General features: G+C 57.9%; 12 protein-coding genes. 7 read left to right on the top strand and 5 right to left on the bottom strand.

Annotation, left to right across the window (positions count from 1 at the left end; translation table 11 throughout):
• Positions 1 to 99 precede the first annotated feature (99 nt).
• Complete coding sequence (locus tag ACQR3R_RS25205) at positions 100 to 1,113, top strand: ABC transporter substrate-binding protein (protein ID WP_428276518.1); 1,014 nt, start codon at positions 100 to 102, stop codon at positions 1,111 to 1,113.
• A 94-nt stretch (positions 1,114 to 1,207) separates the two neighbouring features.
• Here ACQR3R_RS25205 and ACQR3R_RS25200 read toward each other — a convergent pair whose 3' ends face one another.
• Positions 1,208 to 2,128 carry a LysR substrate-binding domain-containing protein gene (locus ACQR3R_RS25200; RefSeq protein WP_428276516.1) on the bottom strand — a complete coding sequence of 307 codons (921 nt, stop codon included), beginning with the start codon at positions 2,126 to 2,128 and terminating at the stop codon, positions 1,208 to 1,210.
• Between the two features lie 181 nt (positions 2,129 to 2,309).
• Between ACQR3R_RS25200 and ACQR3R_RS25195 the strand changes: the two genes are divergently transcribed.
• Positions 2,310 to 3,230 carry a TauD/TfdA family dioxygenase gene (locus ACQR3R_RS25195; RefSeq protein WP_428276514.1) on the top strand — a complete coding sequence of 307 codons (921 nt, stop codon included), beginning with the start codon at positions 2,310 to 2,312 and terminating at the stop codon, positions 3,228 to 3,230.
• Between the two features lie 174 nt (positions 3,231 to 3,404).
• On the opposite strand, the gene ACQR3R_RS25190 is transcribed toward ACQR3R_RS25195, so the two are convergent.
• Together ACQR3R_RS25190 and ACQR3R_RS25185 are read right to left on the bottom strand one after the other, a co-directional pair.
• Positions 3,405 to 5,021 carry a sulfatase-like hydrolase/transferase gene (locus tag ACQR3R_RS25190; protein WP_428276512.1) on the bottom strand — a complete coding sequence of 539 codons (1,617 nt, stop codon included), beginning with the start codon at positions 5,019 to 5,021 and terminating at the stop codon, positions 3,405 to 3,407.
• 209 nt (positions 5,022 to 5,230) lie between these two features.
• On the bottom strand, positions 5,231 to 6,175 hold the full coding sequence (locus ACQR3R_RS25185) for a LysR substrate-binding domain-containing protein (protein WP_428276510.1): 945 nt from the start codon (positions 6,173 to 6,175) through the stop codon (positions 5,231 to 5,233).
• A gap of 166 nt (positions 6,176 to 6,341) precedes the next feature.
• Between ACQR3R_RS25185 and ACQR3R_RS25180 the strand changes: the two genes are divergently transcribed.
• Positions 6,342 to 8,702, top strand: a complete 2,361-nt coding sequence (locus ACQR3R_RS25180; protein WP_428276508.1) for a TonB-dependent receptor domain-containing protein — start codon at positions 6,342 to 6,344, stop codon at positions 8,700 to 8,702.
• Positions 8,703 to 8,760: 58 nt separating this feature from the next.
• On the opposite strand, the gene ACQR3R_RS25175 is transcribed toward ACQR3R_RS25180, so the two are convergent.
• Positions 8,761 to 9,117: a hypothetical protein gene (locus tag ACQR3R_RS25175; protein WP_428276506.1), complete on the bottom strand. Its 357-nt coding sequence runs from the start codon at positions 9,115 to 9,117 to the stop codon at positions 8,761 to 8,763.
• Complete coding sequence (locus ACQR3R_RS25170; protein WP_428276504.1) at positions 9,114 to 9,428, bottom strand: hypothetical protein; 315 nt, start codon at positions 9,426 to 9,428, stop codon at positions 9,114 to 9,116. Before ACQR3R_RS25170 ends, ACQR3R_RS25175 begins: the two co-directional genes overlap by 4 nt.
• A gap of 419 nt (positions 9,429 to 9,847) precedes the next feature.
• Between ACQR3R_RS25170 and ACQR3R_RS25165 the strand changes: the two genes are divergently transcribed.
• The 4 genes from ACQR3R_RS25165 (at position 9,848) to ACQR3R_RS25150 (ending at position 12,604) form a co-directional block, all read left to right on the top strand.
• Complete coding sequence (locus ACQR3R_RS25165) at positions 9,848 to 10,657, top strand: TonB family protein (protein WP_428276502.1); 810 nt, start codon at positions 9,848 to 9,850, stop codon at positions 10,655 to 10,657.
• Between the two features lie 45 nt (positions 10,658 to 10,702).
• Positions 10,703 to 11,428 carry a MotA/TolQ/ExbB proton channel family protein gene (locus ACQR3R_RS25160; RefSeq protein WP_428276500.1) on the top strand — a complete coding sequence of 242 codons (726 nt, stop codon included), beginning with the start codon at positions 10,703 to 10,705 and terminating at the stop codon, positions 11,426 to 11,428.
• 1 nt (position 11,429) lies between these two features.
• Complete coding sequence (locus ACQR3R_RS25155) at positions 11,430 to 11,831, top strand: biopolymer transporter ExbD (RefSeq protein ID WP_428276498.1); 402 nt, start codon at positions 11,430 to 11,432, stop codon at positions 11,829 to 11,831.
• 191 nt (positions 11,832 to 12,022) lie between these two features.
• Positions 12,023 to 12,604, top strand: a complete 582-nt coding sequence (locus ACQR3R_RS25150; protein ID WP_428276496.1) for an alpha/beta hydrolase — start codon at positions 12,023 to 12,025, stop codon at positions 12,602 to 12,604.
• Positions 12,605 to 12,654 lie beyond the last annotated feature (50 nt).

The raw sequence follows: 12,654 nt of genomic DNA, 5'->3' as shown, positions 1-12,654 counted from the left end.
TAAAAGATATAAAAATGTGAATTTATAGTATTTAAGTGTAGCTCCTGATTCAGCCTACTTTCAGCCCCACAACGCCCGTCGCCTTCAGGAGCCACACCCATGCACATTCCCTTCAAACGCGTCATCAGTCTGTTTGCTGCACCGGCATTGGCGGGGTTGCTGGCGATGAACGTCAACGCTGCCGAACTCAAGGAAATCAGAATCGCGGTGCCCGATCTCAGCGCTGGCACTCAGCACAGCGGTGGCGGCGTGGTTGACGTATTGCGCGAGCAGCAGATCTACGAGAAGGCCTTCGCCGATCAGGGCATCAAGATCCAGTGGAGTTTCTTCAAGGGCGCAGGCCCGGTGATCAACGAAGCCTTTGCCAACGGTCAGGTAGACCTGGCGTACCTGGGTGATCTGGCGGCAATCATCGGCAAGGCGAACGGTCTGGACACACGCCTGTTGAGTGCCTCGGCGCGTGGCGTGAAACAGTACCTGGGCGTGGTGCCGGGGTCGGGCATCAAGACGCTGCAAGACCTGAAAGGCAAACGCGTGGCGATCTTCAAGGGCACGGCCACCCAATTGTCGTTTGATGCCGCGCTGGCCAGCCAAGGGTTGAGCGAGAAAGACCTGAAGGTGATCAACCTGGACTTTAGCGGGGCCGTTGCGGCGTTGGCGGCCAAGCAGATCGACGCGTCCTGGGGCAGTTCCGGGCTGACCGCGTTGCAGGCGAAAGGCTTGGCCGAGTTGCCCTTGAACACCAAGGACCTGGGCGGCGCAGGCAGTATTCAGAGCGTGCTGGTGGGCACTGGCAAGTTTGTCGAGGCGAATCCTGAAGTCGTGGCGAAGCTGCTCAAAGCGCAGCAACAGGCTGTGGACTGGTTGACCCAGGACAGCAACAAAGAAGCGTACATTCAACTGGTGTCGGGGCTGGCGAGTTACCCGCCGATCATTCTCACTCAGGACCTGAAGGATCAGAAGTTGAGTGAGGTATTCCCGTCGACACTGGACCCGGTATTCCTTGGCAAATTGCAGGATGCCGTAGACCTGGCGTCGCAGCAGCGGCTTATTCGCAAGCCGTTCAACGTGAGCGATTGGGTGGTGCCTGAACTGGCTGCCGCAAAACTCTGAATCTGCCGACCGTATCGCCAGCAGGCTGGCTCCCACAGGGGTTCTGTGCTGTTCACAGATCCCGTGTGGGAGCCAGTCTGCTGGCAATGGGGTTTTAAACTGCAACCGCGATCTGCTGCTTATCCACCGCCACCAACGTCTCGATCATTGCCCTCGCCGCCGGTGACAACCGGAACCCGGTGCGGCTCACTATTCCGCATCGCGCGTTCATGCTTTCGATGTTCTGCGGTAAATTTCGCCAGTGCAGCAGTACCAGCGAGCCCTGCGCGACGTCTTCAATAAACGCTTCTTCGGTGCCTATACCAATCGCGTTGGATTGCAGCACGACTTTCACCAGCGCCGGGAAGTGCTCGGTCTCGATAGTGGGTGAAAAATCTATCCGCCCACTGAGGTTCGCCAGCAGTTTACGAATGCCTGGCGGAATCAGCGTGGTCGCCAGCGGGTAATCGAACATGTCGTTGGTCGACAGGCTTTCCTTGGCCAGCAACGGATGCCCCGGCCTGCAGAAAAACACCCCACGCTTGGGTGTCAGCGCCTGGGTCTGGAAGTTTGGGTCGGCCTCGAAATGACGGATGTCGGCAATGAAGAATTCGATCTCTTCACGGCTCAGCGCACGGCTGAGTTTTTCCCAGTTATCCACCTGAAAACAGGTGCGCACTTTCGGGTGTGCATTGATGAATTGCGCAACGGCGTCCGGTACCAGTTTTACCGCCGGCGCCGGGCCGCAACCGAAGTGCAATTCACCGGCATCCAGTTTGGTCATCTGCGTCACTTCAGCGTTGAGCAACGCGGCACCCTGGACCAGCGTCAGGGCGTGTTGCAGCACCACCTGGCCTTCAGGGGTGGGGCGCAAATCCTTGTTGCCACGGTCTACCAACACGCAGCCGAACTCTTGCTCCAGCCCTTGAATACTGCGGCTGAACGCTGGTTGAGTGATGCCCATTGCGTCGGCTGCGCGAACAAAACTGCGGTGCTCGTTGAGGGCGATGAAGTAGCGCAACTGACGAAGATCCATATGCTTTTCCGGCATCCTAAAAATAGCTCGAAGGCATTTGCGACGAGAGTGCTTGAGGTTTTAAATGCAAGCTCTTATTCCGTCAACGAAGCATGTGAATATCTATTAGACCTAAATAGAATATAGATAGAGCGTTGTTTCTTTGCCGTTAACCGTCAGTAGTCAGATCGAGGGTCTACCCATGAGCAATGCCGCTTTAGCTGTTAAACCCGCTGTCCATGCATTGGAAATTCAACCGGTGGCCGGCCGCATCGGTGCCGAAATTCGAGGTGTGCAACTGTCTGGTGAACTGGATGCGGCCACCGTCGAAGCCATCCAGCAGGCGTTGGTGCAGTACAAGGTGATCTTCTTTCGCGAGCAGACTCACCTCGACGATCAACGTCAGGAAGCGTTTGCTCATCTGCTCGGCGAGCCGGTAGCGCACCCCACCGTTCCGGTGCGAGACGGCACCCGTTACCTGCTGGAGCTGGACGGTGCGCAAGGTCAGCGCGCCAACTCCTGGCACACCGATGTGACCTTCGTTGACGCCTACCCGAAAGCCTCGATCCTGCGCTCGGTCGTTGCACCGGCCTACGGCGGCGACACGGTGTGGGCCAACACCGCGACGGCTTACAACGAACTGGCGCCGGAATTGCGTGAGCTGGCAGACAAACTGGTGGCCGTGCACAGCAACGAATATGACTACGCGGGCGCCAAGCCTGATGTGTCAACCGAGAAGCTGGAGCGGTATCGCAAGATCTTTACCTCTACCGTTTATGAGACCGAGCATCCGGTGGTTCGTGTGCACCCGATCAGCGGTGAGAAGAGCTTGCTGCTGGGGCATTTCGTCAAGCGCATCAAAGGTTATTCACAGGCAGATTCGGCACACTTGTTCGGTTTGCTGCAAAGCCATGTCACGCGTTTGGAGAACACCGTTCGCTGGCGCTGGCAGGCCGGTGATGTGGCGATCTGGGACAACCGCTCGACCCAGCATTACGCGGTAGACGACTACGGCACTCAGGACCGTGTGGTGCGGCGCGTGACGCTCAAGGGTGAAGTGGCTGTGGGTGTGGCGGGGCAGCGCAGCCAAACGATCAAAGGCGCCGAGATCGTCGGCGTCTGAACTGGCCTCATCGCGAGCGGGCTCGCTCCCACCATGGCGCGGTGTTGAATACACACATGTGAACGGCACCAAACCTTGTGTGCGGGCTTGCTCGCGAAAGCGGTGTATCAGTCAACATTGTTATCGACTGACACTCAGTGTTCGCGAGCAAGCCCGTGCCCACATTTGATGGCGTTACCACACGCCGATCTGGACCATTTTCTCGGTGTGCGGCTCGCCATAGCGGAATCGTTGGCCGCGCAAATCTATTTCCTGATGGCTGATGGTGGTTCGCCGTTTCAACCCGCGCAGCCACTCAAACAAATACCCGGCGTGTTCTTCGCGAACCGACGCATACGCCGGATCAACGCCCAAATCCTTCAACTCCTGCGGGTCATTCAGCAAATCAAAAAGCTGCGGTCGAAAGCCGTCGTACGCCAGGTATTTCCAGCGTTCGCTGCGGACCATGGTCATGCGGCAGCGGTCGATAGGTTGCTCTAACCGCTCACGTGCCGGGGCCTGGAACGCGTAGTCGTACTCGCTGATCGCGTAGCGGCGCCAGTCGATTTCAACACCGTGCAGCAATGGAATCAGCGAGCGTCCTTCGAGTCGATGCGCAGCGCCAGGTAAACCCAATGCCTGAAGAAAAGTCGGGAGCGCATCGATGGTTTCCACCAGCCTGTCATCAACCGAACCGCGCGTGACATCGGCTGCCGCACGCGGGTCGCGCACGATCAGTGGTACGCCGACTGCCGGCTCCAGCAAAAACTCTTTTTCGCCCAGGTAATGGTCACCGAGAAAATCGCCATGATCGCTGGTAAACACGATCAGGGTGTCGTCCCAGCGGCCATTGCTCTGAAGAAAATCGAACAACCGCCCGAGCTGATCGTCGACCTGTTTGATCAGGCCCATGTACGTCGGAATCACATTCAACCGCACTTCATCCCGGGAAAAATTGAGGCTTTCTTCGTGCTGTCGAAACGCGTTGTACACCGGGTGATCACTGGTTTCACCAACGGGCGCCCGGACTGGGTCAATGACCTGCAGGGCACCGTATAAGGCGTGATAGGGCGCCGGGGCAATGTATGGCCAGTGAGGTTTTATGTACGACAAATGCAGGCACCATGGCTGCTCTTTTTGCTCGGCGATAAAGTCGATGGCGCGGTCAGTGGTGTAGACGGTTTCCGAGTGTTGTTCCGGTACACGGGCCGGCAGATGCGCGTTACGCATTTTCCAGCCACTGAGGATTTGGCCTTGCTCGCCTTCGGCGGCGTTAGCCCAGTCGTGCCACGGATTACGGCCCGCGAATCCGTGCTCGCGCAAGTAATGGGTATAGGGTGCCGATTCACGCTTATCGTCGAACAGCGGGTCGTTAGGAAAGATCCCGTCGTGGCGAACGTAAGGCTCAAATCCGACTTCGTTCAGCGATTTGGCGTGTTCGCCGTCAGGGTCGATTGCCAGCCGTTGCAGGGCATCCACGTTGGGCGTGGCGTGGGTCTTGCCAACCAGCGCGGTGCGGATGCCATGGGGGCGCAAGTAGTCACCGATGGTCAGCTCTTCCAGCGGTAGCGGCACCGCATTCCACGCCACTTGGTGGCTGCTGACATAGCGCCCGGTGTACGCCGACATCCGCGACGGTCCGCAGATCGTGCCTTGGGTGTACGCCCGGCTGAAGCGCACGCCGGCAGCGGCCAGGCGATCAATGTTGGGCGTGTGCAGATGTGGGTGGCCGTAGCACGACAGGTAATCGCGCCGCAGCTGATCACACATGATGTACAGCACGTTACGCACAGGGTTTGCAGGGTTAGACATGGGGCTCACCGATCAAAAGACAGGTGAGGTTTTTCGCTGTTGCCGTGGGGTTGAGGCAAGTGCATTTGGGGAATGGTTTTTATGCAGCGGGTGCATCGCCAGCCGAGCCGTCACCTTCGCGTGCAAGCCCACAGGTGTCGAGTCTGCCTGCACATTTGCGTTTCACATCAAACCCTGTGGGAGTCGGGCTTGCCCGCGAAGGGGGCGGGTCAAACAGCGACATTCTCCAGTGAGCACACGTCATCCTCCTGCGCATCAACCTCCTTGATCTGCGCAATCATCGCCTCGGCCAGCGGTGACAACCGATAACCCGCACGGCTGACGATGCCGTAGCGGGTGTACAGCTCCTCCAGGTCATCGGCCAGCCCTTCAATCCTCAAGCACACCAACTCGCCATTGGCGTTGTGCAGGGCATCGGCATACGCGCCGACGATGCCGATCGCGTCCGAGCGCATCACCACACTCAACAGGCTGTAGCTGTTTTCGCATTCCACAGTGGGCGTGAAATCCGGGCGACCGCTGAGGTCGACGATGACTTTACGCAGGTTGGGCGGGCGGATGCTGGCGGCCATTGGATAGCTCATCAGCTCTTGAGCGGTGATGCTGTCGCGCCCGGCCAGAGGGTGTCCGGCGCGGCAACAGAAGTGCCACTTTCGTGGGCGCAGGCGCTGTGTCAGGTAATCCGGATCGGCTTCGAAGTGGCGAGTGTCGGCGACAAAAAATTCGAACTCTTCACTTAGCAATCGCTTGCTCAGGCTTTGCCAGTCATCTACCTGGAAATGCACCCGTGCTTTCGGATAGCGCCCGATGAAGCTGCCGATTGCGCGCGGGATCAGTCCGGCGGCCGGTGCCGGGCCACATCCAAACCGCAATTCGCCGGCCTCCAGCCCATTGAACTGGCTGATCTCGTTGGCCATTTGCTGTGCGCCGCTGACCAGTCGCCGTGCATGTTCGAGCAACACCTGGCCCTGTTTGGTCGGCGCCAGGTCCTTACGCCCGCGATCTACCAACTGACATCCCACGCTGTGTTCCAGCGCTTGAATGCTGCGGCTGAATGCCGATTGCGACAAGTTCACGGTCAGCGCACCCGCGACAAAACTGCGTTGGTCGGCGAGGGCAATGAAGTGACGAAGCTGGCGCAAATCGATATGCATTTTTCACATAAAAAATATCGGGGAAATGCATTGGATATGCATTAGGTCGACTCCTTATAAAGGCAATCTCTTATGCAGTAAATGTTTGTAAAAACATAAATAAATAACTTTTAAGAATATGCAGTGCTAAAAAGTGACTGTGTGTTTTTTGACCAGGAGCCGCCCAATGAGTCCGTTGAATCTTGCGTCACCCTTAACACCACGACGGCTCAAACGCCTGCCCCTGGCTTTATTGTTGGCGGGGAGCGCCACGTGGACCCACGGTTATGCCGCCGACAACCCCAGCCCCCCGCCAGCCCCTTCGGGTAAAACTGCTGCCGACAGTTCGCAGCTGGAAACCGTGACCGTGACCACTCGCCGCCGTGAGGAAAGTTCGCAAGATGTTCCAACGCCAATGAGCGTAATCAGCGGCCAGGCACTGGAAACGCAAAGGGTTTATCGCATCCAGGATCTGCAGCAACTGGTGCCCAGCGTCAACGTCGCCTACATGCATGCTCGCCAGTCCAGCGTGTCGATTCGCGGCTTGGGCAACAACCCGGCCAGCGATGGTCTGGAGGGCAGCGTCGGGCTTTACATCGATAACGTTTACCTCGGCCGCCCCGGCATGGCCGTGTTCGATCTGATGGACATTGAACAACTTGAAGTGCTGCGTGGCCCGCAAGGTACGTTATTCGGCAAGAACACCACGGCGGGCGTGATCAACATCAACACCCGCGCGCCCACCTTTACCCCGGAGCGCAGCATCGAGACCTCGGTGGGCGAGGACGGTTACTTCCAGACCAAGGGCACTATTTCCGGGCCCTTGAATGACCAACTCGCCGGGCGTTTTTCCGCTTATCGCACGCGCAGCGACGGCGACATCAAAAACGAATACGACGGCCATGATTTGAACGGTGGCTCGCGTGACGGTTTCCGTGCGCAACTGCTGTTCAAACCCAACGAGTCGTTCAACCTGCGCTGGATCGGTGACTACAACGAAGAGGATTCCAGCGCCGGCACCCGTGTGTTGTACAACACCGGGCCCACCATCAATGGCACCAATCTCTACCAGGCCCGGGCAGGTGCGGCAGGGGCGACACTGGTCAATGGCTCGCACCGCAAGGTCAACCTGGACAACGATCAACACGTCACGGTGCATCAGGGCGGCACGTCTGTAGAGGCTAACTGGACACTGCCGAGTGACTTCACACTGACCTCCGTCAGCTCCTATCGCTGGTGGAATTTCACTCCGCGCAACGACGACGGCCTGAACGTTCCGGCGAGCTACAACGCTGGCGTGTCGGTGGAAGACAAACAGTATTCGCAGGAATTTCGCCTGGCTTCACCCAAGGGCGAGTTCTTCGATTACGTGCTTGGCGCGTATTACTTCGGCAACAGTCTGGATAACAAATCGTTCTCGTATTACGGCCCGCAAGCAGACATCTGGAACGGCACGCCAACCGGTGCGCTGGCCAACGTCAGCAGCGTGGGCAACGGTCATATTCAAACCGACAGCTTTGCGTTGTTTGCCCAAGGCACCTGGCACCTCAGCGAACGCCTGGACTTTACCGCCGGGGTGCGTGGCACCTATGAAGAAAAAAGCGCCTGGGTCACGCGCAATGCGCCGATTGGTGGTGTCGCGGTAACCGGTGCTGCCGCCAACGCAAGGCGTGGGCGCGCCGGGGTTTACGACTCCGGCGACTTGAATCAATACAGCTCCAGCCCTTCGGGCCTGTTGAACCTCAGCTACCGCTTCACTGACGATTTGCTCGGCTACGCGACCTTATCCCACGGCGAAAAATCCGGCGGCGTGAACCTGGCCGTCGGCTCTGCTCCCACTGCTGGTGCCGACTCGCTGCTGATCGGTACGGAGCGCGCCAACAACGCCGAACTCGGTTTCAAAAGCACCTTGTGGGACCGCCGTTTGCAGCTGAATGCCAACGTCTTCTGGACCCAGGTCAATGCCTATCAGACCAACGCTTACGACGACGCGAACCGTGTGCAGTATTTGACCAACGCCGGTTCAGTGCGCTCACGCGGTGTGGAGTTTGAGAGCACGTTGATTCCGCTGCGTGGCCTGACGTTGAACGTCAACGGCTCGTACAACGACGTCAGCTATCTGTCGTACAAAGATGCCCCGTGCCCGCCTGAAGTCAGTCTGGCTCCGGGCGCACCAGCCTCTTGCGACTTGACCGGGCACCAAGTGGTTGGCGCGTCGAAATGGATCGGCAACGCTAACGGTGAATACAAATGGAACCTCAGTAACGGCTTTGAAGAGTACGTGACGGCCAGTTATGCCTTCCGCTCAAAAGCGGTGGGCACGGTGGAAGATTCCGACTACGGGCAAATCCCCAGTTATGCCGTGGTCAACCTGTCCACCGGGCTGCGTGGCGACTTCAACCAAGGGCAGTGGGACGTTTCGTTGTGGCTGAAAAATGCCTTCGACAAAACTTACTACACCACCCTCTGGACGGGCGCCAACGGCGGTTATGAAGGCCTGCTCGGCACACCACGGACGCTGGGTGTGACCGGTCGTTACGACTTCTGACGAGGGCTTTGGCAATGGGTATGCAGCCTGAGCTTCATGCCCTGTTTTAGCGATGTGCTCATTTGGCAGGATCAAGAATGGTCAGGCAGTAGCCTCTTCCTTCAAACCCGCATTTCTGTTTGCTGAGGATGAGGTCTGCCAGCGGCGTTCCATCAATTTTCACGCCGGTTTTTGGCAAGTTATCGATGTTATAGCTCTGACCGGGGAGAAGATTGATGACGTCGGGTTTTCCGATGACTGTAATTGAGTAAGTACTGGCGGCCGTCTGGTTGCTGATATTAAAAATATAGTCAGTCATGTCGGAGGCGGCATAAACGAACGGGCTCAACATCAATAGCGCGAGTATCAGCAATACACTCGATTTCACGGATGCTTGCGTGTGCAAAGCAGTGGGTGCCCCGACAGGATTATTCATCGGTCGTTAGAGAACAAACGGAAGCAAAGCGCCGCGTAGACAGTCCTGCAGGCGTCGCTGTCGGAAAAGGTAATGGAATTGACCGCCGCCGGCCCGGCGTTGACCTTGATAGTTCCTCCAGCAACGGGGTAGGGCACTTGGGTATACAACTCGCCGGGTCTCAGGCTTTTTGCCTTGTTTTCGCCCTCCATGAAGATATTGATGGTGGAGGTCTTCGTGGCATTTTGAAACTGCACATCACCGTATCCCGATGCCTGCACGGGTAAACAAAAAACTAACAATAAAGCGGCATATGCAGATTTAGTGCCCATGAGGTTTTCGCATTCATGTCTGAACACTTATTTAGCCGGCAGAGTTGTGGGTTGCCTACTGTCATTAATTACAGAACTTAAAGGGTTTTAATACCCATTGGGATTAAGCGCGCCTGTGGTTATTTCAAAGTTTGAACACGACATTTGTGCAGATAAAGCGACGCGAGATGCGATGCCTTTGGTAACTATTTTAAATGCCTAAAAAGCATCGCCGTTTTTGCTCTCGCCTGCAGCCCTTGAATGACGTGGGTTCGACGAAAAATCACGCTTCTCATATTCTTTAAAATTATATCAATAACATTAAATATCACTTTAAGAGATAAGTGTCTGGATCAATGATTCGTCCATCGATGCGCCGCACGGGGGATGTCTGGTTCGGCTTATCGGGATATTCGCAAAAAGACCGCAGGAGTAATTCAATGGGCAATGTCCAGACCGCCGCCAGCGCACACGAGGTGCTTTGGCGTCAGACGCCAGGTGGCGAGTTGGTCGACCTCGGCCGGGTGCACCGCGTGCCTTTGGGGCAGTTACGTTTGCAGCGTGCGCCCAAGGGAATTCTCAGTCGACGGGAAACCATCCTGCTCGGTGTACTGGCCTTGCTGGTGCACGGGGCGGTGATCTATTGGGTCAATCAGCAACCCACCGCAGTGTTGCCGATCGTGCCACCGGAAATTCCGCCGATGACCATCGAGTTTTCACGTCCGGCGCCGCCCGTTGTCGAGCCGCCACCGCCGCAACCTGTGCAGCCGGTGGTCGAGCCACCGCCGCCGGTGGAAGACGAACTCGCGGCAAAACCGCCACCACCCAAGCCGATACCCAAGCCTAAGCCGGTCGCCAAACCTGTGCCCAAGCCTGCTCCCAAAGCCGTTGAGCAACCGCCAGCGCCACCACAACCGGCGGCGCCTGTTGCGGCTCCGGCACCCCCAGCACCACCGGCGCCTGCGCCAGTGACGCCGGCCTCGGCGAGTGCCGGGTATTTGAAAAACCCGGCGCCGCAATACCCGTCTCTGGCACAGCGTCGCGGTTGGGAAGGCACGGTGTTGTTGCGGGTGCATGTGTTGGCAAGCGGCAAACCCGGTGAGATCCAGATTCAGAAAAGCAGTGGTCGTGAGCAACTGGACGACGCGGCGTTAAGCGCCGTCAAACTCTGGAGTTTCGTGCCGGCCAAGCAGGGCAATGTCCCTCAGGACGGTTGGGTCAGCGTGCCGATCGACTTCAAGATTCATTAAACAGAAACCTAATTCGCGCGAAACGTTTACACGAGGGAATACATCATGACGTTACTGGCATCTCCACTGGAATCCATCGAAAGCGCGGTGATCTGGCTGTTGGTGGTTTTTTCTGTCGCCACTTGGGGCCTGGCGCTGCTCAAGGGTGTGCAGTTCGGCCGACTCAAGGCGCAGGACCGCAAGTTTCATAAACAGTTTTGGGCCGCCTCAAGCCTCGATTCGGCGGCGGAGCTGGCCGAAACCCAGCCCGGCGCTGCGGCACGTGTAGCACAGGCCGGTTATGCGGCGATCCAGGTGGGCGACACGCCACAGGCAACGGATTTGAGCCAGGCGATCAACCATCAGGATCGACTGGAGCGAGCCTTGCGCCAGCAGATCGTGCGGGAGCGCCGTTCGCTGGAAACCGGCCTGGCGGTGGTCGCCAGTATCGGCAGTACGTCGCCGTTCATTGGTTTGTTCGGCACCGTATGGGGAATCATGGAAGCGTTGAAAGGCATCAGCGCTGCCGGCTCTGCCAGCCTGGAAACGGTGGCCGGGCCGATTGGTGCGGCACTGGTTGCAACCGGTGTGGGTATCGCGGTCGCGGTGCCGGCGGTGCTGGTTTACAACTACTTTTTGCGTCGTCTGAAACTGACGGCGGCGGACCTGGATGACTTCGCCCATGACTTCTACAGCCTGGCGCAGAAGAGTTCGTTCCGCGTACTGATTCACCCGGCAACGCACAAAGCGGCAGCGCAGGGCAATGCACAGAAAGTGAAGGAGGCGTCCTGATATGGCCTTCTCCACGCAAGACAGCGATGAGGTGCTGAGCGAGATCAACGTAACGCCGCTGGTGGATGTGATGCTGGTGCTGTTGGTGGTGTTTATCGTCACCGCGCCGCTGCTGACCAACGCGATACCGATCAACCTGCCCAAGACCGAGGCCGTGGCGCCGGTGGAGCAAAAAGATCCGCTGGTGGTGAGCATCGATGGCGCCGGCAAACTGTTTATCAACAAGGACGAAGTTCAGCCGGATTTGCTGGAATTCAACCTGCAGGCGGCGAAGGCCAAGGACCCCGAAGTGCGTGTGCAATTGCAGGCGGACGATGGCGTGAACTACGGCGAGGTGGCGCGAGCCATGGCGTCCATTGAGCGGGCAGGCATTACCAAGTTGTCGGTGATTACTGCGCGTTAACAGATTTCAGAGTTTGCGGGGCCGTCTCCTTGGCAGGGTGCGGCCCCTTTTTTTTGCCTGGGGAAAACACTTGCGCAGGTGTTCCTTCATATTCGATACAGGTCTTAATAAATAGCTTCTTATTCCTTAACGGATATATCTCTGCTCCCTATACTGAGTCCTGAACAGACATGCAGCAGGAGAGCTCCCCCATGCGCAACGAATCAATTCGCTACCTGATTGTGCCGGGCTGGCAAGGATCGCCAGATGATCATTGGCAAAGCCATTGGCAGAACAGTCTGCCAAACAGTGCCCGGGTTGAGCAGGACGACTGGCTGACACCGCGTCGCGAAGATTGGGTTGCGGCCCTGGCGGAGGCGATTGCTGCCGACAGCACGCCAGTGATTCTGATCGCCCACAGCCTGGGTTGCATCACCGTTGCGCATTGGGCTGCCACGGCGCCGGTGCAGTTTTTGCGTCAGGTTCGGGGCGCCTTGCTGGTCGCGCCGGCAGACGTCGAGCGCCCTGCATGCGCGCCGGCACTGCGCAACTTTGCGCCCATACCTTCCACCCTGTTGCCTTTTCCGAGCCAGGTGGTCAGCTCCGACAATGACTCGGCCGTCAGTGCGCCGCGAGCGCTGGAGCTGGCGCGCAACTGGGGTGCCGAAGCGGGCATTTTGTCGGGTGCCGGGCACATCAACGTGAAGTCGGGCCACCAGCGTTGGGAGCAGGGCTTCGCTTACCTTTATCGCCTGCAGAACCGCATGGAACATCACGCCTTGCGCCGCGCTTGAATCTTTTTCTATTTTAAACGCCCCCGTCTCCCGGCGGTTTTGGGCGGGAG

The sequence above is a fragment of the Gordonia sp. IEGM753 genome, assembly GCF_050321825.1.
GTDB lineage: Bacteria > Pseudomonadota > Gammaproteobacteria > Pseudomonadales > Pseudomonadaceae > Aquipseudomonas.
This window is presented reverse-complemented; position numbering and strand designations above follow the sequence as displayed.